Source organism: Kribbella sp. NBC_00709 (assembly GCF_036226565.1).
Lineage (GTDB): Bacteria > Actinomycetota > Actinomycetes > Propionibacteriales > Kribbellaceae > Kribbella.
Map to the genome: position 1 here is coordinate 1846567 of NZ_CP108996.1, position 23378 is coordinate 1869944.

Annotated in this window: 32 protein-coding genes; 4 read left to right on the top strand and 28 right to left on the bottom strand. The window is 67.8% G+C overall.

The features are described from left to right. Nucleotides 1-2: 2 nt before the first annotated feature. Nucleotides 3-524 (bottom strand): 30S ribosomal protein S9, encoded by a 522-nt coding sequence (gene rpsI, locus OHA18_RS08980; RefSeq protein ID WP_329003421.1) that lies wholly within the window; start codon nt 522-524, stop codon nt 3-5. Nucleotides 525-559: 35 nt separating this feature from the next. Then, entirely contained in the window at nt 560-1003 is a 444-nt protein-coding gene (gene rplM / locus OHA18_RS08985; RefSeq protein WP_130441431.1) for a 50S ribosomal protein L13, read from the bottom strand. Nucleotides 1004-1279: 276 nt separating this feature from the next. On the opposite strand from rplM, the gene OHA18_RS08990 reads away from it, so the two are divergent. Further along, the gene (locus OHA18_RS08990; protein ID WP_329003423.1) at nt 1280-2566 is read left to right on the top strand and encodes a citrate synthase; all 1287 of its coding nucleotides are present in this window, start codon (nt 1280-1282) and stop codon (nt 2564-2566) included. A 128-nt stretch (nt 2567-2694) separates the two neighbouring features. Here the strand turns inward: OHA18_RS08990 and OHA18_RS08995 are convergent, their stop codons facing one another. Continuing rightward, on the bottom strand, nt 2695-3150 hold the full coding sequence (locus tag OHA18_RS08995; protein ID WP_329003424.1) for a nuclear transport factor 2 family protein: 456 nt from the start codon (nt 3148-3150) through the stop codon (nt 2695-2697). 122 nt (nt 3151-3272) lie between these two features. Between OHA18_RS08995 and OHA18_RS09000 the strand changes: the two genes are divergently transcribed. Continuing rightward, a complete protein-coding gene (locus OHA18_RS09000; protein WP_329003425.1) occupies nt 3273-3821 on the top strand; it encodes a TetR/AcrR family transcriptional regulator in 549 nt (182 codons plus the stop codon). After that, a complete protein-coding gene (locus tag OHA18_RS09005; protein ID WP_329003426.1) occupies nt 3818-4819 on the top strand; it encodes a hypothetical protein in 1002 nt (333 codons plus the stop codon). The genes OHA18_RS09000 and OHA18_RS09005 overlap by 4 nt, the downstream gene beginning before the upstream one ends. Here OHA18_RS09005 and OHA18_RS09010 read toward each other — a convergent pair. From OHA18_RS09010 to OHA18_RS09025, 4 genes are all read right to left on the bottom strand, one after another. Further along, nucleotides 4809-5453 carry a response regulator transcription factor gene (locus OHA18_RS09010; RefSeq protein ID WP_329003428.1) on the bottom strand — a complete coding sequence of 215 codons (645 nt, stop codon included), beginning with the start codon at nt 5451-5453 and terminating at the stop codon, nt 4809-4811. The genes OHA18_RS09005 and OHA18_RS09010 overlap by 11 nt on opposite strands. Further along, the gene (locus OHA18_RS09015) at nt 5444-6700 is read right to left on the bottom strand and encodes a sensor histidine kinase (protein ID WP_329003430.1); all 1257 of its coding nucleotides are present in this window, start codon (nt 6698-6700) and stop codon (nt 5444-5446) included. The genes OHA18_RS09010 and OHA18_RS09015 overlap by 10 nt, the downstream gene beginning before the upstream one ends. A gap of 14 nt (nt 6701-6714) precedes the next feature. Then, entirely contained in the window at nt 6715-7137 is a 423-nt protein-coding gene (locus tag OHA18_RS09020) for a hypothetical protein (protein WP_329003431.1), read from the bottom strand. A 78-nt stretch (nt 7138-7215) separates the two neighbouring features. Then, on the bottom strand, nt 7216-8898 hold the full coding sequence (locus OHA18_RS09025; protein ID WP_329003433.1) for an ABC-F family ATP-binding cassette domain-containing protein: 1683 nt from the start codon (nt 8896-8898) through the stop codon (nt 7216-7218). 52 nt (nt 8899-8950) lie between these two features. On the opposite strand from OHA18_RS09025, the gene OHA18_RS09030 reads away from it, so the two are divergent. Next, nucleotides 8951-10087 carry a hypothetical protein gene (locus tag OHA18_RS09030; protein ID WP_329003435.1) on the top strand — a complete coding sequence of 379 codons (1137 nt, stop codon included), beginning with the start codon at nt 8951-8953 and terminating at the stop codon, nt 10085-10087. Between the two features lies 1 nt (nt 10088). On the opposite strand, the gene OHA18_RS09035 is transcribed toward OHA18_RS09030, so the two are convergent. The 21 genes from OHA18_RS09035 to rplF all read right to left on the bottom strand — a co-directional run bounded on the left by OHA18_RS09035 (nt 10089) and on the right by rplF (nt 23370). Then, a complete protein-coding gene (locus OHA18_RS09035) occupies nt 10089-10865 on the bottom strand; it encodes a hypothetical protein (protein ID WP_329003436.1) in 777 nt (258 codons plus the stop codon). Further along, on the bottom strand, nt 10858-11397 hold the full coding sequence (locus tag OHA18_RS09040) for a SigE family RNA polymerase sigma factor (RefSeq protein ID WP_329003437.1): 540 nt from the start codon (nt 11395-11397) through the stop codon (nt 10858-10860). Before OHA18_RS09040 ends, OHA18_RS09035 begins: the two co-directional genes overlap by 8 nt. Nucleotides 11398-11575: 178 nt before the next feature. Beyond that, nucleotides 11576-12172 (bottom strand): class I SAM-dependent methyltransferase, encoded by a 597-nt coding sequence (locus tag OHA18_RS09045; protein ID WP_329003438.1) that lies wholly within the window; start codon nt 12170-12172, stop codon nt 11576-11578. Then, a complete protein-coding gene (truA, locus tag OHA18_RS09050) occupies nt 12165-12977 on the bottom strand; it encodes a tRNA pseudouridine(38-40) synthase TruA (protein ID WP_329003440.1) in 813 nt (270 codons plus the stop codon). Before truA ends, OHA18_RS09045 begins: the two co-directional genes overlap by 8 nt. A 60-nt stretch (nt 12978-13037) precedes the next feature. Beyond that, a complete protein-coding gene (rplQ, locus tag OHA18_RS09055) occupies nt 13038-13721 on the bottom strand; it encodes a 50S ribosomal protein L17, sunset domain variant (protein ID WP_329003442.1) in 684 nt (227 codons plus the stop codon). A 66-nt stretch (nt 13722-13787) separates the two neighbouring features. Continuing rightward, nucleotides 13788-14813: a DNA-directed RNA polymerase subunit alpha gene (locus OHA18_RS09060; RefSeq protein ID WP_130384620.1), complete on the bottom strand. Its 1026-nt coding sequence runs from the start codon at nt 14811-14813 to the stop codon at nt 13788-13790. A 104-nt stretch (nt 14814-14917) separates the two neighbouring features. Next, the gene (rpsD, locus tag OHA18_RS09065; protein WP_134107206.1) at nt 14918-15526 is read right to left on the bottom strand and encodes a 30S ribosomal protein S4; all 609 of its coding nucleotides are present in this window, start codon (nt 15524-15526) and stop codon (nt 14918-14920) included. 26 nt (nt 15527-15552) lie between these two features. Then, nucleotides 15553-15960, bottom strand: coding sequence for a 30S ribosomal protein S11 (gene rpsK / locus OHA18_RS09070; protein WP_130384622.1), 408 nt, complete (start codon nt 15958-15960; stop codon nt 15553-15555). A 38-nt stretch (nt 15961-15998) separates the two neighbouring features. Further along, complete coding sequence (gene rpsM / locus OHA18_RS09075) at nt 15999-16370, bottom strand: 30S ribosomal protein S13 (protein ID WP_020388083.1); 372 nt, start codon at nt 16368-16370, stop codon at nt 15999-16001. A 183-nt stretch (nt 16371-16553) separates the two neighbouring features. Continuing rightward, entirely contained in the window at nt 16554-16667 is a 114-nt protein-coding gene (gene rpmJ / locus OHA18_RS09080) for a 50S ribosomal protein L36 (RefSeq protein WP_008361054.1), read from the bottom strand. A 33-nt stretch (nt 16668-16700) separates the two neighbouring features. Next, nucleotides 16701-16922 (bottom strand): translation initiation factor IF-1, encoded by a 222-nt coding sequence (gene infA, locus OHA18_RS09085; RefSeq protein ID WP_012923661.1) that lies wholly within the window; start codon nt 16920-16922, stop codon nt 16701-16703. A 98-nt stretch (nt 16923-17020) separates the two neighbouring features. Beyond that, nucleotides 17021-17818: a hypothetical protein gene (locus OHA18_RS09090; RefSeq protein WP_329003444.1), complete on the bottom strand. Its 798-nt coding sequence runs from the start codon at nt 17816-17818 to the stop codon at nt 17021-17023. Continuing rightward, nucleotides 17815-18267, bottom strand: coding sequence for a DUF1707 SHOCT-like domain-containing protein (locus OHA18_RS09095; RefSeq protein ID WP_329003445.1), 453 nt, complete (start codon nt 18265-18267; stop codon nt 17815-17817). The genes OHA18_RS09090 and OHA18_RS09095 overlap by 4 nt, the downstream gene beginning before the upstream one ends. A gap of 78 nt (nt 18268-18345) precedes the next feature. Then, a complete protein-coding gene (map, locus tag OHA18_RS09100) occupies nt 18346-19167 on the bottom strand; it encodes a type I methionyl aminopeptidase (RefSeq protein ID WP_442914379.1) in 822 nt (273 codons plus the stop codon). Nucleotides 19168-19177: 10 nt separating this feature from the next. Continuing rightward, the gene (locus tag OHA18_RS09105) at nt 19178-19750 is read right to left on the bottom strand and encodes an adenylate kinase (RefSeq protein ID WP_329003448.1); all 573 of its coding nucleotides are present in this window, start codon (nt 19748-19750) and stop codon (nt 19178-19180) included. Then, nucleotides 19750-21051, bottom strand: a complete 1302-nt coding sequence (secY, locus tag OHA18_RS09110) for a preprotein translocase subunit SecY (protein WP_329003449.1) — start codon at nt 21049-21051, stop codon at nt 19750-19752. Before secY ends, OHA18_RS09105 begins: the two co-directional genes overlap by 1 nt. 135 nt (nt 21052-21186) lie before the next feature. Continuing rightward, complete coding sequence (gene rplO, locus OHA18_RS09115; RefSeq protein ID WP_130441472.1) at nt 21187-21627, bottom strand: 50S ribosomal protein L15; 441 nt, start codon at nt 21625-21627, stop codon at nt 21187-21189. Between the two features lies 1 nt (nt 21628). After that, nucleotides 21629-21811, bottom strand: a complete 183-nt coding sequence (gene rpmD, locus OHA18_RS09120) for a 50S ribosomal protein L30 (RefSeq protein ID WP_141854791.1) — start codon at nt 21809-21811, stop codon at nt 21629-21631. Next, nucleotides 21811-22410 (bottom strand): 30S ribosomal protein S5, encoded by a 600-nt coding sequence (gene rpsE, locus OHA18_RS09125; RefSeq protein ID WP_329003451.1) that lies wholly within the window; start codon nt 22408-22410, stop codon nt 21811-21813. The genes rpmD and rpsE overlap by 1 nt, the downstream gene beginning before the upstream one ends. Nucleotides 22411-22440: 30 nt before the next feature. Continuing rightward, nucleotides 22441-22824: a 50S ribosomal protein L18 gene (gene rplR / locus OHA18_RS09130; protein WP_329003452.1), complete on the bottom strand. Its 384-nt coding sequence runs from the start codon at nt 22822-22824 to the stop codon at nt 22441-22443. Between the two features lie 3 nt (nt 22825-22827). Continuing rightward, nucleotides 22828-23370: a 50S ribosomal protein L6 gene (rplF, locus tag OHA18_RS09135; protein ID WP_329003453.1), complete on the bottom strand. Its 543-nt coding sequence runs from the start codon at nt 23368-23370 to the stop codon at nt 22828-22830. Nucleotides 23371-23378 lie beyond the last annotated feature (8 nt).

The following is a 23378-nucleotide window of genomic DNA, read 5'->3' on the forward strand; positions in this document are numbered from 1 at the left end:
GATCAGCGCTTGCTGTACTGAGGCGCCTTACGGGCCTTCTTGAGTCCGGCCTTCTTGCGCTCCTTGATCCGCGCGTCGCGGGTGAGCAGACCGGCCTTCTTCAGACCAGGACGGTTGGCCTCCAGGTCCGCGGCGTTCAGGCAGCGGGCCACACCGAGCTGCAGCGCACCGGCCTGGCCGGTGATGCCGCCGCCGTTGATCCGGGCGATCACGTCGTACGAACCCTCGAGGCCCGCGACGACGAACGGCTCGTTCACGTGCTGCTGGTGGACCTTGTTCGGGAAGTAGACGTCGAGGTCCTTCCCGTTGATCTTCCACTTGCCGGTGCCCGGGACGATCCGGACGCGGGCGACGGCCTCCTTGCGGCGACCAGTGGCGCCGGCCGGGTTGATGACCGCGACCCGACCCTGCTCGGCGCGCTGCTCCGGAGCCGGGTTGGTCTCGGAGGTGTAGGCGACCGGGCCCTCGTTGTCGATGGGGACCTCGGGGTCGAACTCTTCGGTCTCGGTGGTGATGTCGCTCACGCTGTGAATCCTCGTTTACCTGGTTCGTCGATCGCTTACTGGGCGATCTGGGTGATCTCGAACGGCTTCGGCTGCTGGGCCGTGTGCGGGTGCTCCGGGCCGGCGTACACCTTCAGCTTGGTCAGCAGCTTCCGGCTCAGGCGGTTCTTCGGCAGCATCCCCCAGACGGCCTTCTCGACGGCCTTACGCGGGTCCTTGTCGAGGATCTCGCCGATCGGCGTCGCGGTCAGACCACCCGGGTGACCCGAGTGGCGGTACGCCAACTTGTCGGTCCGCTTGGTGCCGGACAGGGCCACCTTGGAGGCGTTGACGACGATGACGAAGTCCCCGCCGTCCACGTGCGGTGCGAACGTCGGCTTGTGCTTGCCGCGCAGCAGGGTGGCGATCTGGACGGCGAGCCGACCGAGCGTGACGTCGGTGGCGTCGATCACGTGCCACTCACGGGTGACGTCAGCAGGCTTCGGGCTGTACGTGCGCACGGTCGTTGACCTTCGTTTCTCAGAGGTTGACAAATCTGGACGTCGGCGAGCGGTCCGCCGACAGAGGTCAGGACCTGGAACGCACAACAGCAGCCCAGAATACCGGCGAGGGTAGGCGTGGGTCAAAGCGAGCCCACACGCCGAGGGGACCCCGGCTTGGAAGCAGCTGAGGACCGCACTAGTTTAGCGGTGAAGATTGCAGTCCGAACCCGCGTCCCGCCGGCTGATCTACCCTCATTCATCCAGGCGATGACGCCAGCTTCCGAAGAGGGCATTGTGACCGAACAGTCGCTCACCGTCCGGGACAACCGGACCGGCAAGGACTTCGACCTTGCCATCACCGATGGCACTATCCGTGCCGCCGACCTCAAACAGATCAGCGCATCCGACGGCGACGGCGGGCTCGCCACCTACGACCCCGGCTTCGTCAACACGGCCTCGTGCCGTTCCTCCGTCACCTTCATCGACGGCGACAAGGGCATCCTGGAGTACCGCGGGTACCCGATCGAGCAGCTCGCCGAGCAGTCCAACTACCTCGAGGTGGCCTACCTCCTGGTGAACGGCACGCTGCCCAACAAGGCGGAGTACGAAGCCTGGGCGCACGACGTGACGTATCACACGTTCGTGCACGAGAACCTGAAGACCTTCATGCAGGGCTTCCGGTACGACGCGCACCCGATGGGCATGCTGCTGGCCTCGGTCGGCGCGCTGTCCACCTTCTACCCCGAGTCGCGCAACATCTTCGACGAGGAGTCGCGGGCGCTGCAGATCCGCCGGCTGATCGCGAAGATGCCGACGCTCGGCGCGTTCGCGTTCCGGCACGCCCAGGGCAAGCCGTACGTGTACCCGGACAACGAGCTCAGCTACACGGCGAACTTCCTGTCGATGCTGTTCAAGATGAGCGAGCCGAAGTACGCCGCCGACGACCGGCTGGTGCGCGCACTGGAGATCCTGTTCATCCTGCACGCTGACCACGAGCAGAACGCGTCCACGAACGCTGTCCGCGCCATCGGCTCCACCCAGGTCGACCCGTACACCGCGGTGGCCGGCGGGATCGGGGCGCTCTACGGCCCGCTGCACGGCGGCGCCAACGAGGCGGTGCTGAAGATGCTCCGCCGGATCGGCTCGGTCGACCACGTCCCGTCGTTCATCGAGGGCGTGAAGGCCGGCGAAGAGCGGCTGATGGGCTTCGGCCACCGGGTCTACAAGAACTACGACCCGCGCGCGAAGATCATCAAGAAGGCCGCCGACGACGTCTTCGAGGTCACCGGCATCAACCCGCTGCTGAAGATCGCCGTCGAGCTGGAGAAGATCGCGCTGGAGGACGAGTACTTCGTCTCCCGCAAGCTCTACCCGAACGTCGACTTCTACTCCGGCCTGATCTACGAGGCCCTGCAGTTCCCGCCGGAGATGTTCACCGTCCTGTTCGCGATCCCGCGAACCTCCGGCTGGCTGGCCCAGTGGCTGGAGATGCTCGGCGACGGCGACCAGAAGATCGCCCGCCCGAAGCAGATCTACACCGGCCAACGCGGCACCCAGTACGTCCCCATGGGCGACCGCTGACCCAGCGAACTACAGCTCCACCAGCCGCCGCGAAACGAACCCCGCTTCGCGGCGGCTGTTCTTTGGAATGGAGATGGCCCCGGGCGGGCTTGGTGGCTCGGTCCGGGGCCGTCTGGCGCTTCTGGGGACTAGGACGTGGCTGCGGTGGTGGCCGGTTCCCGGAGGTGAGTGATGAGTTGTTCGACCTGGCCGCGGGCGCGGATCATCGCCAGGTGGTCGATGTAGTCGCGGGACTCGACGATCAGTCCGTCGCGGATCCGGAGTACGAAGATCGCGGGCACGGTGAACGGCTCGTCGGTGGCCACGACGGTCCCGGCGTACTCGAACTCGGCGACGATCACCTCCGGGTCGGCGGTCTGGTGGACCCGGATGTTGGCGGGCTGGAAGCGCACCACCTCGCTGACCCGCGGGCCGGTGACACCGAAGTGCTCGCGGAGCGCGTCCTTCGACAGCAGCGGGTGGTCGCCGTACGGGTTCATCGGGTGGCGGACGTCGGTCTGCTCGGCGTACAGCTCCGGCAGGACGGCGAAGTCGCGGTCGGCGACGCCGTGGACCAGCTTCAGGAAGACTTCTTCGGGAGTCATCGGGTTCCTCACAGGAGATAAACGGAGTGATGACTATCGAATATATGGAGTAACGACTTCGTTTACAACTCCTTACCGGTTCGCCGCGTCTCTTAGGCTGAGGGCGATGGAGGGGAGCTGGGGTGCGAGCAGACGCGCGCGACAACCGGGCCAGGATCATGACCGCGGCGGACGATGTGTTCGGGCGGTCACCTAGCGCGTCCACCGACGATGTCGCCCGGCTCGCGGGGGTCGGGATCGCCACCGTGTTCCGGCACTTCCCGACGAAGACCGAGCTGCTTGAGGCCGTACTGACGCTGCGCCTGGAGCGGCTGCGCGACCGGGCGCTGGAGCTGGCCGGCAGCGACGACCCGGGAACGGCGTTCTTCGAGTTCTTCACCCAGGTGGTGTCGGAGTCCGCGTCGAAGCTGGCGATCGCGGAGGCGCTGACCGCGTCCGGGGCGGCCGCGGGTGACGAACCACGGGCAGCCGGTCGTGGGATGCGCGAGGCGTTCGACGGCCTGCTCACCGCGGCGCAGAAGACCGGCGCGGTGCGGGCCGACGCGCAGTTCGCGGAGGTCTACGCGCTGCTGATCGGCGCGTCCCGCGGCGCGACCGCGGCCAACCTCGAGCCGCCCGTCCGCGACCGGATGCTCGCCCTGATCTACGACGGCCTGAAGCCGCGTTCGTGAGACGCCGCTGGCGCTCGTGGTCCCGCCTTCGCCGAATCCTGGTCTCCGCCGCGCTGGCGATCGTCGTGCTGGTGGTCGCACCTGTCGGCACCTATGCGACGTCACTGAGACTGCAGTACTCCGGTGACCCAACAGCTCGGACGCGGGACCACGACGCGCTCTGGCTCGGTCATGCCTGGGTCGACGGCCGGAAGACCGCCGCCGACGTGACCGCGCTGGCCCAGCGACTGCAGAACACCGGCATCCGCGACCTGTACGTGCACACCGGCCCGCTCGAGCACAACGGTTCGCTGCCGTTGGCAAAGGTTTCGCCGAAGGCACGGTGGTTCGTCGACGCGATGCATGCGGCAGCTCCCGACGTACGCGTGCAGGCCTGGCTCGGCGACGTCGTACAGCCGGGCAAGAATCCCGGCATGGATCTCGATGATCCTGGCGTCCGCCAGCAGGTGGTCGCGTCGGCGAAGGCCGTGCTGGCGCAAGGATTCCAGGGCATTCACTACGACTTCGAGCCGGTGCGGTCGGGCTCGAAGGGCTACCTGGCGGTCCTGGACGAGACCCGTGCGCTGGGTACGACGCTGTCGGTCGCAGCCGCGCAGATCGACCCACTCTGGTACCTGCACGCGACCCCGGTCGACAAGTGGTGGTCGCAGGACTACTTCGCCCAGGTGGCACGCAGGGTCAACCAGATAGCCGTGATGTCGTACGACACCGCCATGCCGCTGGAGTCCTTGTACGGCGGCTACGTCGCCAAGCAGACCACGCTGGCCCTGGAGGTCACTCCCCCGACGACGGACCTGCTGATGGGCCTCCCGGCGTACTGGGAGAACAACCCGGCGCACTGGGGCAACGCCGAGACCGTCGCCGCTGCTGTCCGCGGCGCCCGCCTCGGCCTGGGCGACTCGACCCGCCAGAACTTCGGACTGGCCCTGTACGTCGACTTCGCCGCCACCGACGAGCACTGGGCCGCCTACCGCGACGGCTGGTGCGTCAGTCCTTGAGGTAGGTGAGTACGGCGAGGACGCGGCGGTTCGCGGAGTCGTCGGCCTGGATGCCGAGCTTGTCGAACGTGCTGGTGGTGTACTTGCTGATCGCGCCCTCGCTGAGGAACAGGCGCTTCGCGATAGCGGCGTTGGACAGGCCTTCGGCCATCAGGGCGAGGACGGACCGTTCCCGCTCGGTCAGCCGGGCGAGGTGCGATGCGGAGGCCGGCCGCGCGAGCAGCTTGGTGACGACGACCGGGTCGAGTGCGGTGCCGCCCGCGGCGACGCGTTCCAGAGCATCGAGGAACTGGTCGGCCTCGAACACGCTGTCCTTGAGCAGGTAGCCGACGCCTCCGGCCTGATCGGCGATCAGCTCGCGCGCGTACAGCTGCTCGACGTGCTGGGACAGGATCAGCACCGGAAGGCCCGGCACCTCCCGGCGCGCGTCCAGCGCGGCGACCAGTCCCTCGTCGGTGTTGGTCGGTGGCATCCGTACGTCGATGATCGCAACGTCCGGCCGGTGGTCGAGGAGGGCGCGGAGGGTCTCCGGGCCGGTTGCAGCCGTCGCGACCACCTCGTGGCCGAAGGTCTCGAGCAACCGGACCAGGCCGTCACGCAACAGGTAGAGGTCCTCGGCAACGACTATGCGCATGGGAGCTCCATCCGTGCTCGGGTCGGCCCTCCGGGCGGGCTGTCCAGGGTCAGAGTGCCGTCGAAGGCCTGTAGCCGGCGACCGATGCCGTCCAGCCCGCCACCTGGGACGACGACGGCCGCACCGGGACCGTTGTCCTCGACAACGACTTCAAGAGTGCCATCCGTGCGGTGGACACTGACCTGCACCTTGCCGACGGCTGCGTACTTGGCCGCGTTGGCCAGTAGCTCGGCCACGCTGAAGTAGACGGCGGCCTCGATCGGCGCCTCCAGACGCTGGTCGAGATCAGAGACGACCGACACCTCGACCGGGCTGTCCAGAGCGAGCGCCCGGATCGCGTCGGCCAGGCCGCGTTCGACCAGCACTGGCGGATGCACTCCGCGGACCAACTCACGTAGCTCGGTCAGCGACTCGGACATGCCCTTGCGTGCTTCACGCAGCAGGGCCTTGGCGCGTTCCGGGTCGGCGTCCATCAGGCGCTCGGCTGTGGCGAGCGACAACCCCACCGCGACCAGGCGGGCCTGTGCTCCGTCGTGGAGGTCCCGCTCGATCCGGCGAATCTCGGCGGCCTGCGCCCTGGTCAGGTCGGCACGCTGCAACTCCAGCTCCCGCACCCGCTCCGTCGCGCCGGCCCCGTCCGGCAGCCGCAGCCAGCGTCCGGCGAGCCGACCGAGGAGCTGCCACGCGTACCACGAAGCCGCACCGGCGATCGCCAGCAGGACGACACCGATCACGATGGCGAGCGGCGACGGACGGGTGAAGGCGATCACGGCTCCTGCCAGCGCGGCCGGCGGTACGGCGCACACCGGCCCGAGCGTGACCGCGCTGATCAGGATCCACCGCACATCCCGCCAGAGGGCCGGGTCACCGATCCGGCGCCGCCACTGCTGATCCATCTCGGCGTCCCGCCGGGTGCGTTCGTACGAGTGACCGTTCCACCAGTAGCCGGTGGCCAGCTGCACCGGCTCTGGCCCGGCCTGCCGGTACCCGTCCTCGATCCGAAGACCGCACCAGCGGAGCGCGAGTCGCCGTGCCGCTGTCCCGATCGGGCGGGCCAGCCCCAGCGCAGCAGCAGTGAAGAAGAGCAACCAGCCGATCCACGTCCACACATTGGTCAGCGACCACGGCGAGCCGGTCAGCTGACCCACGAGGGGTACGACGATCGACAGCACCGGCACGACCGCCACCAGGGCGAGCAACACGACCGCGCGCGCGAAACCCTTTGCCACCAGCACCAGCGATCCCATCTCGTCCCTTCCGTTCAGGAGCTCGTGGGGGACGCACCGTCGAGGGCGCGCCGGCGGGTGATGACTGCCACGGCGATCAAGGCCAAGGCCGAGACGCCCTGCAGCGCGGCGTACCATCCTGGGCACACTCCCGGGATCAGGTCAATCACCACGATCGCGATCGGCAGCACCGTCGTGACGGTCCGCAGCCGGTCGAGGCTCGGCCGGGATCCTTGCGACGCACGGACCGCGAGCCGGTGCAGCATCGGCGCGACGGCCAGCAGGAGCCCGGCGCGGACCCACATGAACGTGCTCACCGGGCCGTGCAGCACGGCGACCACGATCAGCGTGGCCAGCACGATGGCGCCGGCCACACCGTAGATCCCGATGCATTTCTTCGCCGTCTCGTACAGCTCCTGGACCTTGGCGTTGTTGGGGTGAACCTCTGAATTCGTCATACCGAAAACGCTAGAAATCTTTGGCTCCGCGCAGTACAGGTCCAGGCCCACACCCCGGTGGGTCCAGCCCCACCGGGGTCAGCGTGCGCGCTCGACCCGGCCCTCGTCCCAGACCGGTTCGTCGGGTTCGTAGACGGAGCCGTCGGCGCCGAAGACCAGGAAGCGGTCGAAGCCGCGGGCGAACCAGCGGTCGTGGGTGACTGCCAGGACCGTGCCGTCAAAGGCGTCCAGCCCCTCCTCCAGCGCCTCCGCGGACTCGACGTCCAGGTTGTCGGTCGGCTCGTCGAGCAGGAGCAGCGTTGCACCGGACAGCTCCAGCAGCAGGATCTGGAACCGGGCCTGCTGCCCACCGGACAGGCTGTCGAACGTCTGCTCGGCAGCATGCGCCAGCTCGTACCGGTCCAGCTTCCGCGACGCCAGCTCACGACCCATGCCCTCACGGTGGTCGTCGCCACGGTGCAGGATCTCCAGCAGGGTCCGGCCGACCAGCTCCGGGTGCTCATGCGTCTGCGCGAACCAACCGGGCCGCACGCGCGCACCGAGCTTGGCGTTGCCGGTGTGCGCCACCGAGGCGATCTTCACCTCGCCGACCGGCTGGTGTTCCACATCCGGATCCGAACCACCGTTGGCGAGCAGCCGGAGGAAGTGCGACTTCCCGGACCCGTTGGATCCCAGTACGGCGACACGTTCGCCGTACCAGACCTCCAGGTCGAACGGCTTCATCAGGCCGGTCAGCTCGAGTCCTGTGCACACCACGGCCCGCTTGCCGGTGCGGCCGCCGGTGAGGCGCATGCTGACTTTCTGCTCGCGCGGCAACGCCTGCGGCGGTCCGGCCTCCTCGAACTTGCGCAGCCGGGTCTGGGCGGCGCGGTAGCGCGACGCCATGTCGGAGTTGTACGCCGCCTTCTGCTTGTACATCAGCATCTGCGCCCGGAGCTTCGCGTGCTCCTCGTCCCACCGCTTCCGCAGCTCCTCGAACCGCTCGAACCGGTGCCGCCTGGCCTCGTGGTACGTCGCGAAGCCGCCGCCGTGCGTCCACGCCGTATTACCCGCGGCGCCCAGCTCGACCGTGACGATCCGGGTAGCGGTGTTGGCCAGCAACTCCCGGTCGTGGCTGATGTACAGCACGGTCTTGTCGCTGGTCCGCAGCTGCTCCTCCAGCCAGCGCTTCCCTGGTACGTCGAGGTAGTTGTCCGGCTCGTCCAGGATCAGCACCTCGTCCGGCCCGCGCAGCAACGCCTCCAGCACCAGACGCTTCTGCTCACCGCCGGACAGCGTCTTCACCTCACGCCAGCGGCAGCGCTCGAACGGTACGCCGAGCGCCGACGTCGTACACACGTCCCACAGCACCTCGGCGTCGTACCCGCCGACCTCGCCCCAGTCCGACACCGCCTGCGCGTACTTGAGCTGGGTCTTCTCGTGGTCGGACTCCATCATCGCCAGCTCGGCCTTGTCCAGCTTCGCCGCGGCCTGCTGGATCGCCTCCGGCGCGACGGCCAGCAGCAGGTCGCGGACCGTCGACGAGTCCCGCACCGAGCCGACGAACTGCCGCATCACGCCCAGCCCACCGGACCGGGAGATGCTGCCGCTGTGTGCCTTCAGGTCGCCCGCGATGATCCTGGTCAGCGTCGTCTTGCCGGAGCCGTTCGCACCCACCAGCGCGACCTTCGCGCCGTCACCGACGCGGAACGTGATGTCGTCCAGCAACACCCGCCCGTCCGGCAACTCGAACCCGACACCGCCGACATCCACGTGACCCATCCCCCCAGTCTGGCCGTACGACGACCGCCAGGCGAACGGTTATCGTTTGCCCGTGGCGCGTCGCTTGATGGGACCCGAGATCCTGCCCGGCACGCGGGAGTACGAGTGGGTCGCGAGCATCGTGGCGGCCGTCGAGCGGCGTACCGGCATCCCGTCGTCCTGGAACCGGCGGCTGTACGAGGAACGCGGCGGCATGGGCGCCACGGCGGAGTACGGCGGGCCGATGACGATGGACCGCGAGCTCGTACTCGAACCCGTGCTGCGCGCGTACGACGCGACCGGTCCGCTCGACCTCGAGGCGACCGGCTGGGCCCGGATCGGCGCTCTGACCGTGATGCACGAGACCGACCACCATCAGCACGAGGTGGGCGACGAGGACGCACCTGATGCGGTCCGCTTCCTCTCGGCGGAGGCAACGGTCCTGACCGAGGGTCTCGCGGACAGCAACAAGGACCGGATCGCCGACCTGGTCATCAAGGACGTCGGTATGGACAAGGAAGTCCCCCGGATCCTCGAAGTACATGCGGTGATGCCGTACGCCGGCTACCAGGCCGGCGTAGAAGGTGTGCTGCACGGTCTGCACAAAATCAGCGGCCGGTCGCCGGATGAGGTCTGGACCGCCGTCGACCGGACGCCGTTCGTGCAGCGCTACAACGCGATGGCGGATGTGGTCATCAACTCGCGGTTGAACGGCCTGATGCCACCGGAGCACCGGTCCCAGATCAGGCTCCGGCTGGGTCGGCCGCTGAAGGAGGAACTCGCGGCGCTCGCTGCTTACACCGCGGACATCGAACCCCCGGTCCAGCTCGCCGCCCGAGGCCGTGACACGGGCATCAGGGCGGTCCAGCGGCTGGAGCAGGAGCTGGGCGCGGTCGAACAGCACTACCGGCAGTACGGCGAGCATCCGCCCCGGATGCCGATGTCGCCACAGGACAGGGCTCTGGTCCAGCGCATCGAGGCGCACTACGGGCGAAGTACTGCCGATCTGGACACTGACCATCTGCGGCAGTTCCTGGGCAGCGCACCGAGCACAGGTAGAGCTGCGGGCGGAGGTGCGGCAGGAGCAGGCGCCGCGGCCGGAGCGGCGGCGTCTGGCGCGGCAGCTGCGGCTCTGCCACCCCGTGACGCTTGGCGGGTCGACCGGGCACGCGGACCTGCGGCGCGTAAGCCGGAGCGTGGGGTCGAGTGAGCTACCAGTCCTTGAGGGCGTCCAGGTAGGTCCCGCCGGACGGGCGCACCGATCCGGTCATGAACAGCTTCAGCGGCGCCGAGAACAGGCCGTAGGGGTGCGTGCCGGTGAAGAAGCCGGCCGACTCACAGCCGTCGTACTCGACCCAGATCTCCCGGACCCCGTCCGACGTGTCGAACCGGAGCACGATCGCCTCGGACGGCTTGGCGGTCGGCGGCGCGCACTTGAACACCGGCAGCTGCGCATTCCGCTCCGGGAGGACCTTGATCGCGTCCACCACCTGCTGCGCTGTCGCGGCGTTGAACACCTCTTGGCCGAGCAGCCCAGTCCCGCCCTCGGCAAAGCCGTAGCGGCAGGCGCGCAGGCCGGTCACCGGAGTGTTCACGTCGAGCCCCACATCGGCCTGCAGGGCGTCCGGACCGGGAGCCTTGAGGATCGGGTGGTCCACCGGACATCCGGTGTCCGGTACGGAAGCCTCTGACGGATCGACGCCCTGGACAGACTTGTTAGGAACCAGGGCCTTGCTGTCGCCGCTGCCACTGCTGTCGCTGGTGGCAACCGGTGACTCGCCACCAGCCAGACCCCAGACGCCCCCGATCGCAACAGCCACCAGTACGGCGCCTGCTGCCACCGACCAGCCCTGCCGGCGTCGGTGCACGCGTCGACGAGCCTCCCGGGCCAGGCCACCCTTCTGCAGATCGGACTGGTTGTCGGCCTGGTTGTGCAGGGCAGACGTGAACTTGGGGCCGAGCTCCTGCTCAGGGTCGTGCTCAGGCATCCTCGGCTCCTTCCGTGCTCTCAGTGCTTTCAGTGCTCAGCGTGGTTTTCAGTGCGGCCAGTGCTCGATGGACATGCGACCGGGCGGTCGCCTCCGCGCAGTGCAGCAGCTGCGCGATCTCGGCGTACGACAGCTCCTCGTAGAACCGCAGTACGACGGCTGCTCGCTGTTTGTCCGGCAGCGTCGCGCACAGCGCCCAGATGGCCTCCGACTCGGCCCGGGCCGCCGTACCGTCCGACACCGCTCGCGCGGTCCGCACCGGATCCGGCGCGGGCGCCTCCCGCCGGCGAAACCTGCGCCACCAGGAGATGTGCGCGTTCACCACCATCCGCTTCACGTACGCCTCAGGGTCATCGGCCCGGCTCACCCGGCCCCACCGCGCACACGCCGTGGTCAAGGCATCCTGTACGGCGTCCTCGGCCAGGTTGGCGTCCCCGGTCAGGACATAGGCGAACCGCAACAGGGCGTCGGCCTTCTCGGTGACCCACACCTCGAAGTCGAGCGGCCCTGTCCGTGCCTCTGCTGCCGCCAAGGCTGCCTCCATACCCTCAAGGACGGCGCCGGTGGCGCGTTCGTTGCAGCGGGACCCGAACCCCGCAACTGACGGTCGGCAGCGTACCCAATCGGTGCTTGACGCCTGCTGTTCATCGACCGTTCGGTCGTTAGTCTGGCGCGGAAATCCGGCCGGCGGACCACCGAGCGCAGTTAGTTCAGCGGGTGGCGCGAAGGACGCGGAAGCCCTTCGCGCTGCCCACCCGCTCGCAGGGGTAGCCCTGTTCGGTCATCCAGCGCTGCAAGGAGTCGCCGCCAAGGTTCTTGCCGACGACGAACCACGCCACGCCGTCAGGAGCAAGGCGAGCCAGCCAGTGCAGCAGCATCTTGTGCAGCTCGGGCTTGCCGATGTGGATCGCCGGGTTGGACCAGATCTCGTCGAACACCACGTCAGCCGGTACGTCGTCCGGCAGCGCGGCATGCACCCGGTCCGCCACCCCGGCGGCCGCCGCGTTCAACCCGGTGAGCTCGAGCGCCCGGTTGTTCACGTCGACCGCCCACACCGTCGCCTTCGGGTCCTCCAGCGCCAGCGCACAGGCGATCGGCCCGTAGCCACACCCCAGGTCGAGGAACGTGCCGGCCTGCTTCGGCGGCTCGGTCTCGCGTAGCAGCACCGCCGTACCGATGTCCAGACGGTCCCGGGAGAACACACCGGTCGCCGTCGTGAAGACATACGGCTTCCCCCAGATCCGCGCCTCGACGGTACGCCGCACGTCCGCCGACTGCGGATCCGCCGAGAAAAAGTGATCAGCCACGCTGGTGCACCTCTCCCCTGACCTGACGGGCCTGCAACGCCCGCGCGGCCAGCTCGTCGTCCGCTGGATAGCGCACTTCCTCCAGCGTCAACCCATGCGCCGGCAGCACCGACACAGCCGAGTCGCGCACCTTCCCGGCCAGTACTGCGGCCGGCCAGTCGACATCACGGCGTCCGTCTCCCACTGAGATCATCGCGCCGACCAGAGCCCGGACCATTGAGTGGCAGAACGCATCCGCGATCACAGTGCCCTCCAACCGGCCGACAGCTGTCCGCTGCCACGAGTACTCCAGCAGGGCCCGCACTGTGCTCGCGCCTTCCCGCTTCTTGCAGTACGCCGCGAAGTCGTGCTCGCCGAGCAGACCGGCCGCGGCGGCGTTCATGCGATCCACATCCAGCGGCCGCCCTACTCGAAGTACATGTCCCCGGGTCAGCGGGTCCCAGCCGACCGGGTCGTCGCACAGGCGGTACACGTACCGGCGGGCCAGAGCGGAGAACCTGGCGTCAAAGCCCTCTGGAGCCACCGTGACGGCCGTGACGGCTACATCCTCGGGCAGGACGCCGTTCAGCCCTCTCAGGAGCCTCAGCGGGTCCACAGCGCCTTCCAGGTCCACATGGGTGACCTGGCCGCGAGCGTGCACTCCAGTGTCCGTCCGGCCCGCACACGTCACGGTCACCGGCTCCGGCAGTCGCAGTACGACGCGGACCGCCTCTTCCAGAGCACCTTGCACAGTACGGAGTCCCTCTTGACGAGCCCAGCCGTGGAATCCCGCTCCGTCGTACCTGAGGTCTATCCGCCAACGCACACGGCAATCTAACGCAACAGAGCCCCCTCACCGTGCGGTGAGGGGGCTCTGGAGGAGTGCTTACTTGTCGTCGTCCTCGGTCTCGCCGGCCTTGGCGAAGCCCGCGGCCTCGGCGTCGGCCTCGGTCTTGAACCAGACCTCGGCGACCGTCTGGTCGTACCACGGCGACTCGGTGGTGTGGTACTTCATCGAGTTCTCGTTGCCCTTGATGGTGAAGCCCTCGGGCGCGGAGCCGTCCTCGAGCGGGGCGGCGGAGTTGTCGAACTTACCGGCGACGACGTCCTGGACCTTTTCGTCCTTCGGCTCGTCGACCTTCTCCTCGGCCTTGGCGGCCGCCTTCTTGGCCGGAGCCTTCTTGGCGGTCTTCTTGGCCTTCGGGGAGTCGGCCAGCGCCTCGACCAGCTCGATCTTCGCCATCGGGGCGTTGTCGCCCTTGCGCGGACCGAGCTTGGTGATCCGGGTGTAGCCACCCGGACGGTCGGCGTACCGCTCGCCGATCTCGGTGAAGAGCACGTGCACGATGCTCTTGTCCTTGATCCGCTTCATCACCTGACGGCGCGAGTTCAGGTCACCACGCTTCGCCTTGGTGATCATCTGCTCCGCCAGCGGCTGCAGGCGCTTGGCCTTGGCCGCGGTGGTGGTGATGGCGCCGTGCTCGAACAGCGACGTCGCGAGGTTGCTGAGGATCAGCTTCTCGTGCGCCGGGCTGCCGCCCAGCCGGGCACCCTTGGTGGGGGTTGGCATCTCATTACTCCAGGAATCTCAGGCCGTGGGGCCTCGGGAAGAGGCCCCGACGGGCCTTCGGTCAGCTCAGTACTGCTCGGTCTCGGCGAAGCTCTCGTCCTCGTCGTCCGCCTCGTTGCCGTAGGCACCGGACGCCGCGCGCAGGTCGAACCCGGGCGGGGAGTCCTTCAGCGACAGGCCCATCTCGGCCAGCTTCAGCTTGACCTCGTCGATCGACTTGGAGCCGAAGTTCCGGATGTCCAGCAGGTCCTGCTCGCTGCGCGAGATCAGCTCACCCACGGTGTGGATGCCCTCGCGCTTCAGGCAGTTGTACGACCGGACGGTCAGCTGCAGGTCCTCGACCGGCAGCGCCAGGTCGGCGGCCATCTGCTCGTCCACCGGCGACGGGCCGATGTCGATGCCCTCGGCCTCGACGTTCAGCTCGCGGGCCAGGCCGAACAGCTCGACCAGGGTCTTACCGGCCGACGCGACGGCGTCGCGGGGCAGCATCGACGGCTTGGTCTCGACGTCGACGACCAGCCGGTCGAAGTCGGTGCGCTGCTCGACACGGGTCGCCTCGACCTTGTAGGTGACCTTGAGCACCGGCGAGTAGATCGAGTCGACCGGCATCCGGCCGATCTCGGCGTCGGCGGACTTGTTCTGTACCGCGGACACGTAACCGCGGCCGCGCTCGACGACCAGCTCCATCTCGAGCCGGCCCTTCTCGTTCAGGGTGGCGATCTTCAGGTCCGGGTTGTGCACCTCGACACCGGCCGGCGGCGCGATGTCGGCGGCGGTGACGTCACCGGGGCCCTGCTTGCGCAGGTACATGGTGACCGGCTCGTCGTGCTCGGACGAGACGACCAGGTCCTTCAGGTTCAGGATCAGCTGGGTGGCGTCTTCCTTGACCCCGGCAACGGTCGAGAACTCGTGCAGGACACCGTCGATCTTGATGCTGGTGACGGCGGCACCGGGGATGGAGGACAGCAGGGTCCGGCGGATCGAGTTACCGAGGGTGTAACCGAAGCCCGGCTCCAGCGGCTCGATCACGAACCGCGAGCGGTACTCGTCGACGACCTCTTCGGTCAGGGTGGGGCGCTGTGCGATAAGCACTGTGTTCTTCTTTCTGGTTCCGCGACGACCACTATTTGAGGCCGCGAAGGTGAAGCACGGACCGTTTCCGGCCGGTGGCCCGGAGGCCACCGGCCGGAGCAGGATCAGTTCTTCGAGTAGAGCTCGACGATCAGGTGCTCGGCGACCTGGGTGTCGATCTGCTGCCGGGTCGGCAGCTGGTGCACGAGGATCCGCAGCCGCTCGGGCATCACCTCGAGCCACGCGGGGACGACACGCTCGGCGTGCGTCTCGCGGGCGACGATGAACGGCGTCGTCTCGGCCGACTTCTGCTTGACATCGATGATGTCGTGCGCAGCCACCCGGTACGACGGGATGTTCACCTTGACGCCGTTCACGGTGAAGTGACCGTGGACGACGAGCTGACGGGCCTGCCGGCGGGTCCGGGCCAGGCCGGAGCGGTAGACCACGTTGTCCAGGCGGGACTCGAGGATCTGCAGCAGGTTGTCACCGGTCTTGCCGGAGCGCCGCGAGGCCTCCTCGTAGTACCGGCGGAACTGCTTCTCGAGAACGCCGTACGAGTAACGCGCCTTCTGCTTCTCGCGCAGCTGGAGCAGGTACTCGCTCTCCTTCGGGCGGCCGCGGCCGTGCATACCCGGCGGGTACGGACGACGCTCGAACGCCTTGTCGCCACCGACGAGGTCGACCCCGAGACGGCGCGACTTCTTGGTCATAGGTCCGGTGTAACGGGCCATGGTTCGCTACCTTCCTCTCTCTGGGATCAGACCCGGCGCCGCTTGGGCGGGCGGCATCCGTTGTGGGCGACCGGGGTGACGTCCTGGATGGTGCCGACCTCGAGGCCGACCGCACCCAGCGAACGGATCGCGGTCTCACGGCCGGAGCCGGGACCCTTCACGAACACGTCGATCTTGCGCATGCCGTGCTCCATCGCCCGGCGTCCGGCGGCCTCGGCGGCCATCTGGGCGGCGAACGGGGTGGACTTGCGCGAACCCTTGAAGCCGACGGTGCCCGCGGAAGCCCACGAGATGACCGCGCCGGTCGGGTCGGTGATCGTCACGATCGTGTTGTTGAACGTGCTCTTGATGTGCGCGTGGCCGGCGGCCACGTTCTTCTTCTCCTTGCGGCGCACCTTCTTCGCGCCGGCCGCGCTGCGGCTCTTGGGAGGCATAGGTCAGTTGCTCCTGGGCTGGTCGTAAGTCATCCGGGTCACTTCTTCTTCTTGCCGGCGATCGCCTTACGACGACCCTTGCGGCTACGGGCGTTGGTCCGCGTGCGCTGACCGCGCACCGGAAGCCCGCTGCGGTGCCGGCGACCCTGGTACGACCCGATCTCGATCTTGCGGCGGATGTCCGCGGTCACCTCGCGACGGAGGTCACCCTCGATCTTGTAGTTGCCTTCGATGAAGTCCCGGAGCTTGACCAGTTCTTCGTCGCCCAGTTCGTGGACGCGCTTGTCACCGGAGATCCCGGTGGCTTCGAGCGTCTTCAGGGCGCGAGTACGACCTACACCGAAGATGTAGGTGAGAGCGACCTCGATGCGCTTGTCGCGCGGCAGGTCGACTCCTACGAGGCGTGCCATGTGGCGGTGTTCCTTTCGTCGGCAGAGGTGTGGTGGCGCGCTGCGTCCTTGCCCGCCTCGGTGACTCGTCGTGCTTCACCGGCAAGGCCCCGGCCTCTGTTCCGGGGGCGACGTACGGTCCGTGGACCGCACGAGCATGCGCGCTGTGGTGCGAAAGTGCCGTGTCCTACGTGCGGGCTGAACTCAGCCCTGCCGCTGCTTGTGCCGCGGGTTCTCGCAGATCACCATGACCCGGCCGTGCCGGCGGATCACCTTGCACTTGTCGCAGATCTTCTTGACGCTCGGATTGACCTTCATCGAGCTACTTTCTTCGACAGGTGTTGGTGGTTGTTACTTGTACCGATAGACGATCCGACCCCTGGTGAGGTCGTACGGCGACAGCTCCACGACGACCCGGTCCTCGGGGAGGATCCGGATGTAGTGCTGCCTCATCTTGCCGCTGATGTGCGCGAGCACTTTGTGCCCGTTGGACAGCTCAACACGGAACATCGCGTTCGGCAGGGCCTCGACGATGGTGCCCTCGAGTTCGATTACTCCCTCTTTTTTGGGCATGTCCTCGCACTTCTGTAGACGTGACTGGCTATGGCTACAAAGAGCCAAGGAAAAAGTGTACGCCACGCACCCACGCGAAACCCAATCGAGCCCTGCGGTCAGGTATTGGTGGCCGCCCACTGCTCGCCTGCACGCCAGACCTGCTCCGGCATCAGATCCAGCAGATCACACGCTGCATCCAACTGTGCGAGCGCAGTGACGGAATCGCGGTACGCCGGAAGGATCGCGACGAACCGCCGCCCTTCGCAGCTGAAGCCGAACGGGGGTACGTCGGCCAGCGCCTCGACCGCCCGCGGGTGCAGGATCGCCGTCGCGTGGTCCTCGCGGCCGTTGAACAACCGGTACTGCGCCGGCAGCCCGTCGATGGTGAGCGGCAGCGGCAACAGGCTCGCTGCCGCTACCGGCGCCAGGCCCGCGGGCAGCACCTGCAGCGGCGGTAGCGGTCGATCCACCTGCAGGTCGATGAAGTCGAAGCCGAGCTCACGGCGCCGTACCTTGTGCCGGAAGCGCCCGGTCCAGAACTCGCGGCCCCGGTGCCGGCCGGTGGTCACGTCGACGACCTGGGCCTTGGGGTCGCTGTCGAACGGTGGGAACGGCCAACGATCCCGCAGGTCCGCGCCGGACGCGCTGATCCGCCAGCCGAGCTGCTGGGCCGCATCCGCCCAGGATCGCCGGCGGCGACCGTCACCGATCCGCAGCGCCAGCGTGAACCCGATCAGCACCAGGAACCAGGCCAGCACGAACCAGCCCACCCAGCGCGGCTCCAGCAGCAGCCCGACGATCGCCAGCGGTACGGCGACCGCGAACCAGATCACGTAGACGACCGCGGTCCCCTGGTGCAGCTGCCACGCCCAGTCCGCCCGCACCTGGGACGCCCGCACCGGGGCCGCCGTCAACGGCGCCTGCCGAGGCCGCCGAGGGCGATGATCGCCCAGGGAATCAGCAGCCAGACCGGCCAGAACGACGGCCAGTGCCCGCCGTTGCCGAGTCCGATCACGAACCAGATCACGACGTTGATCATCACCACGCCGGTGAAGCCGCCGCCCAGCGCACCGATCCCGTGGCGGTGCGGACGGGTGTCCTTCTTCCGCTCCGGGAAGTTGCCCGGCTCGGGGGCGGGCTTGGTGTCCTGCACGACCTCGGGCGTCTGGTACGTGCGCACCGGCGGCAGGTCCCGCACCAGCGGCTCCAGCTCGCCGTACGTCTGCACGGTGTAGAGCTGGTCGAGGCGGGAGGAGAACTCGGGTTGATCGAGCCGGCCGTCCGCGAACGCGTCCCGCAGCCGTCCGGCGATCTTGTCCCGGTCGGCTTCGGTGAAACGCTGGTACGGCTGGTACTGAGGCATGTCTCAAGTGTGCCTCAGCTACGGGCCGCTCCGCGTCCCCCGACGGGTGGACCCCCGGTGTCCGTCAGTCGGACCCGGTCAATTGGCCAGGGCGCCGAACTTGACCCCGAGCTCGGCCAGCTCGGACTCGCCGCCGTCGATCGCGGTCAGCACCCACGGTCCTTGCGGAGTGAGAGTGAACGTGTGCTCGGTGTGCGCGGCGGACCGGCCGTCGTCGGTGACGACCGTCCAGTCGTCCTCGAGCGTGTGGTTGTCCTGCTTGCCGAGTGTGAGCATGGGCTCGACGGCGAGCGCCATCCCCTCGATCAGCTTCGGGCCGCGGCCCGGGCGGCCGAAGTTCGGCACGTTCGGCGGCTGGTGCATGGCCGAGCCGATCCCGTGCCCGACGAAGTCCTCGACGATGCCGTACGACGAGTTCGCGCGGACGTGCGCCTCGACCGCGGCCGAGATGTCGGTCAGCCGGCCGCCGAGCCGGGCAGCCGCGAACCCGCGCCACATCGACTCCTCGCAGATCCGGGCCAGCTCGAGCAGTTCGTCGTCGACCGCACCGACCGGAACGGTGATCGCGGCGTCGCCGTGCCAGCCGTCGACGATCGCGCCGCAGTCGATCGAGATGAGGTCGCCCTCGGCCAGCACCCGGCCACCCGGGATGCCGTGCACGATCTCGTCGTTCACCGAGGCGCAGATCGAGCCGGTGAAGCCGTGGTACCCCTTGAACGACGGGGTCGCGCCGGAGGACCGGATGTTGTCCTCCGCGATCGCGTCCAGCTCGCCGGTGCTGATACCGGCCCGGACCTCCCCGCGGAGCAGCTCCAGCGTGCGGCCGACCACCAGGCCGGCCGTCCGCATGGCGAGGATCTGCTCGCGGGTCTTGATCTCGATCCCGCGGTCTCTGAACATCACTACCGGCCTACTCCGTGACGGTCTTCAGCGCGGCGAGGACGCGCTCGCTGACCTCGTCGATCTCGCCGACACCGTCCACCTCGACGAGCAGACCGCGCTCGGCGTACACCTGCAGCAGCGGCTTGGTCTCGGCGCTGTAGACGTCCTGCCGGTGCCGCACGACCTCTTCGGAGTCGTCCGTGCGGCCCTCGATGTGGGCCCGCTTGGTCATCCGCTCGACGAGCACGTCGATATCGGCGACCAGCGCGACCACGGCATCCAGTTTGTGGCCGTGGTCGGCCAGGATCTCGTCCAGCGTGCCGACCTGGGCCAGCGTCCGCGGATACCCGTCGAGCAGGAAGCCTTCGCCCGCGTCGGCCTCGGACAGCCGGTCGCGAACCATCGAGTTCGTGACCTCGTCCGGGACGTAGTCGCCGGCATCCATGTACCGCTTGGCCTCGACACCCAGCGGCGTCTCGTCCTTGACGTTCGCACGGAAGATGTCACCGGTGGACACGGCCGGGATATTCAGGCGATCCGCAAGCACCTTTGCCTGCGTGCCCTTGCCCGCCCCGGGCGGACCCATCAGCAACATTCTCATCAGCGCAGGAACCCTTCGTAGTTTCGCTGCTGCAGCTGACTCTCGATCTGCTTCACCGTGTCGAGACCGACGCCGACCATGATCAGGATCGACGTACCGCCGAACGGGAAGTTCTGGCTGGCGTTCAGCAGGACGAGAGCGACCAGCGGGATCATCGAGATCGCCGCGAGGTAGACCGCGCCCGGCAGGGTGATGCGGTCCAGCACGTACTTGAGGTACTCCTCGGTCGGCCGCCCCGCCCGGATCCCGGGGATGAAGCCGCCGTACTTCTTCATGTTGTCCGCGACTTCCTTCGGGTTGAAGGTGATCGAGACGTAGAAGTACGTGAAGAAGATGATCAGGGCGACGTACGTCACCATGTAGATCGGGTGGTCGCCCTTGACCAAGTTGCCCTGGATCCAGTTGGACCAGCCCTTGCCTTGCTGGAACTGACTGATCAGGACGGGGAGATACAGCAGGCTGGACGCGAAGATCACCGGGATGACACCGGCCTGGTTGACCTTCAGCGGGATGTACGTCGACGTACCGCCGAACATCTTCCGTCCGACCATGCGCTTGGCGTACTGCACCGGGATCCGGCGCTGGGCCTGCTCGATGAAGATGACCGCGGCCATGATGACCAGACCGATCGCGATCACCACGACGAACGTGGTGACGCCCTTCTGCTTGCGGATGCTCCACAGCTGGGTCGGGAAGGTGGCGACGATCTGGGTGAAGATCAGGATCGACATACCGTTACCGACGCCACGGTCGGTGATCAGCTCACCGAGCCACATGATCACGCCGGTGCCGGCGGTCATGGTCAGCACCATGACGGCCACGGTGAACCAGTTGTCCTTGTACAGCAGCGGCTCGGTGCAGCCCTGGAACAGCCGGCCCGGCGTCCGGGCGAGCGCCACGAACGCGGTCGACTGCAGGATCGCCAGACCGACGGTCAGGAACCGGGTGTACTGGGTGATCTTCCCCTGTCCCGCCTGGCCCTCCTTCTTCAGCGACTCGAGCCGCGGGATCACCACGGTGAGCAGCTGCAGAATGATGCTGGCGGTGATGTACGGCATGATGCCGAGCGCGAAGATCGCGAGCTGCAGCAGCGCTCCGCCGGAGAACAGGTTGATCAAGTTGTACAGGTTGGCGTTCTGGCCACCCTGGGAGATCTTGATACACGTGTGCAGAGACTGAACGTTGACGCCCGGTGCCGGCACGACCGAGCCGATCCGGAAGATCACGACGATGAAGAGCACGAACAAGATCTTCCGGCGCAGGTCCGGAGTCTTGAACGCGTTGGCAAAGGCGCCTAACACCCTGTCCTCCCACAAGTTTCCCTTGCCGCGGGCACGGCAGGGGCCTAGCTAAGCCGCTGGGCAAGAGACGAACCAGGGCTCGTCCGACCGGCGCAGGATATCAAGCACCGGGCGTTACGAGCCCTGGACCTCGTGTCACACCTCGGTCGTGGTCCCCCCGGCCGCCTGGATCTTGTCCGTGGCGGACTTGGAGAACTTGTGAGCCGAGACCTGCAGTGCCACGGTCAGCTCGCCATCACCCAGCACCTTGACCGGCTGACCGCGACGGACCGCGCCCTTGGCGACCAGTTCGGCTACGCCGACCTCGCCACCTTCGGGGAACAGTTGTCCGAGCTTGTCCAGGTTAACGACCTGGAACTCCACCCGGTTCCTGCTCTTGAAGCCCTTCAGCTTCGGGAGCCGCATGTGCAGCGGCATCTGGCCACCCTCGAACCACTCGGGGATGTTGTTACGAGCCTTGCTGCCCTTGGTACCGCGGCCGGCTGTCTTGCCCTTGCTGCCCTCACCACGACCCACGCGGGTCTTGGCGGTCTTGGCACCGGGCGCCGGACGCAGGTGGTGAACCTTGAGCGCCATGTCAGTCGACCTCCTCGACGGTGATGAGGTGGCGAACCGCACGAACCATGCCGCGAACCTCAGGCTTGTCCTCGTGGACGGCGCTGTCGCCGATCCGCTTGACGCCCAGGGTGCGCAGCGTGTCGCGCTGGTTCTGCTTGCCACCGATGCCGGAACGGACCTGGGTGACCTTCAGGCGTGCCATCAGGACGCCACCTCCGCCCGCGCCTTCAGCAGGGCCGCCGGGGCGACATCCTCGACCGGCAGGCCACGGCGCGCGGCCACGGCCTCCGGGGTCTCCAGGCTACGCAGCGCCTCCACCGTGGCGTGCACCACGTTGATGGCGTTCGACGAGCCCAGCGACTTGCTGAGGATGTCGTGGATCCCCGCGCACTCCAGTACGGCGCGCGCCGAGCCACCCGCGATCACACCGGTACCGGGAGCGGCCGGACGCAGCATGACAACGCCTGCGGCCTTCTCGCCCTGGACCGGGTGCGGGATGGTGCCCTGGATCCGCGGCACCTTGAAGAACGACTTCTTGGCCTCCTCGACACCCTTGGCGATCGCCGCGGGCACCTCCTTGGCCTTGCCGTAACCCACACCGACGGTGCCTTCACCGTCACCGACGACCACGAGGGCGGTGAAGCTGAAGCGCCGACCACCCTTCACGACCTTGGCGACACGGTTGATGGCTACCACGCGCTCGATGTAGGCGGTCTTGTCCGCCTGCTGACCGCGACCACCGTCGCGGCCACGGCGCTCACCACCGGCGCCGCCTCCGCGACGCTGCTGGCCTCCGCTCATTTCGAACTACCTTCTTCCCTTGTCGCCATCTCAGAACCCGAGCCCGCCCTCGCGGGCGGCGTCGGCCAGTGCCGCGATGCGGCCCTGGTACTTGTTCCCGGCCCGGTCGAACACGACCGAGTCGATCCCGGCGGCCTTGGCACGGTCGGCGATCAGGCCGCCGACGGTCTTGGCCTTGTCGGTCTTGTTCGCCTCTGCCGCGCGCAGGTCGGCCTCCATGGTGGAGGCGGAGACCAGCGTCTTGCCGGCCACGTCGTCGATGACCTGAACGAACAGGTGCTTCGAGGACTTGGAGACCACCAGCCGCGGCCGGTCGGCCGTGCCGTTGATCTTCTTCCGGACCCGGATCTGCCGACGCAGCCGGGAGGCCGTCTTCTTGGCGGAGTGCTTGTGCGGACGCAGTCCGATCGCCATGGGTTACTTACCAGCCTTTCCGACCTTGCGGCGCACCTGCTCGCCGGCGTACCGCACACCCTTGCCCTTGTACGGCTCGGGCTTACGCAGCTTGCGGATGTTGGCGGCGACCTCACCGACCGACTGCTTGTCGATGCCGATCACCGAGAACCGGGTCGGCGCCTCCACGTTGAACGTGATGCCTTCCGGCGCGTCCACCGTGATGGTGTGGCTGTACCCGAGCGAGAACTCCAGCTGGGTCGGTCCCTTGGACAGGACGCGGTACCCGACGCCGACGATCTCGAGCTTCTTCTCGTAGCCGTCCGTGACGCCCGTGACCAGGTTGGCGATCAGGGTGCGGGACAGGCCGTGCAGTTCCTTGCTCTTGCGCTGGTCGTCCGGACGGGTGACGGCGATCGCGCCGTCCTCGTCGCGGTCCACCGCGATGGGCTCAGCGACGACGTGCGACAGCTGACCCTTCGGACCCTTCACAGTGACCGTCTGGCCGTCGATCGTGACGTCGACGCCGGACGGGACCGTGACCGGGAGCTTACCGATGCGAGACATTTCAGTGG

Excerpts from the sequence above, each read along its gene's own strand:
- OHA18_RS08995 (WP_329003424.1), bottom strand. The coding sequence starts at position 3,150 with ATGACTCCCGAAGAAGTCTTCCTGAAGCTGGTCCACGGCGTCGCCGAC.
- OHA18_RS09010 (WP_329003428.1), bottom strand. The coding sequence starts at position 5,453 with ATGCGCATAGTCGTTGCCGAGGACCTCTACCTGTTGCGTGACGGCCTG.
- OHA18_RS09015 (WP_329003430.1), bottom strand. The coding sequence starts at position 6,700 with ATGGGATCGCTGGTGCTGGTGGCAAAGGGTTTCGCGCGCGCGGTCGTG.
- OHA18_RS09020 (WP_329003431.1), bottom strand. The coding sequence starts at position 7,137 with ATGACGAATTCAGAGGTTCACCCCAACAACGCCAAGGTCCAGGAGCTG.
- OHA18_RS09025 (WP_329003433.1), bottom strand. The coding sequence starts at position 8,898 with ATGGGTCACGTGGATGTCGGCGGTGTCGGGTTCGAGTTGCCGGACGGG.
- OHA18_RS09035 (WP_329003436.1), bottom strand. The coding sequence starts at position 10,865 with ATGCCTGAGCACGACCCTGAGCAGGAGCTCGGCCCCAAGTTCACGTCT.
- rplQ (WP_329003442.1), bottom strand. The coding sequence starts at position 13,721 with ATGCCAACCCCCACCAAGGGTGCCCGGCTGGGCGGCAGCCCGGCGCAC.
- rpsD (WP_134107206.1), bottom strand. The coding sequence starts at position 15,526 with ATGGCCCGTTACACCGGACCTATGACCAAGAAGTCGCGCCGTCTCGGG.
- rpsK (WP_130384622.1), bottom strand. The coding sequence starts at position 15,960 with ATGCCTCCCAAGAGCCGCAGCGCGGCCGGCGCGAAGAAGGTGCGCCGC.
- rpsM (WP_020388083.1), bottom strand. The coding sequence starts at position 16,370 with ATGGCACGCCTCGTAGGAGTCGACCTGCCGCGCGACAAGCGCATCGAG.
- rpmJ (WP_008361054.1), bottom strand. The coding sequence starts at position 16,667 with ATGAAGGTCAATCCGAGCGTCAAGAAGATCTGCGACAAGTGCAAGGTG.
- infA (WP_012923661.1), bottom strand. The coding sequence starts at position 16,922 with ATGCCCAAAAAAGAGGGAGTAATCGAACTCGAGGGCACCATCGTCGAG.
- OHA18_RS09095 (WP_329003445.1), bottom strand. The coding sequence starts at position 18,267 with ATGCCTCAGTACCAGCCGTACCAGCGTTTCACCGAAGCCGACCGGGAC.
- map (WP_442914379.1), bottom strand. The coding sequence starts at position 19,167 with ATGTTCAGAGACCGCGGGATCGAGATCAAGACCCGCGAGCAGATCCTC.
- OHA18_RS09105 (WP_329003448.1), bottom strand. The coding sequence starts at position 19,750 with ATGAGAATGTTGCTGATGGGTCCGCCCGGGGCGGGCAAGGGCACGCAG.
- rplO (WP_130441472.1), bottom strand. The coding sequence starts at position 21,627 with ATGGCGCTCAAGGTTCACCACCTGCGTCCGGCGCCCGGTGCCAAGACC.
- rpmD (WP_141854791.1), bottom strand. The coding sequence starts at position 21,811 with ATGGCACGCCTGAAGGTCACCCAGGTCCGTTCCGGCATCGGTGGCAAG.
- rpsE (WP_329003451.1), bottom strand. The coding sequence starts at position 22,410 with ATGAGCGGAGGCCAGCAGCGTCGCGGAGGCGGCGCCGGTGGTGAGCGC.
- rplR (WP_329003452.1), bottom strand. The coding sequence starts at position 22,824 with ATGGCGATCGGACTGCGTCCGCACAAGCACTCCGCCAAGAAGACGGCC.
- rplF (WP_329003453.1), bottom strand. The coding sequence starts at position 23,370 with ATGTCTCGCATCGGTAAGCTCCCGGTCACGGTCCCGTCCGGCGTCGAC.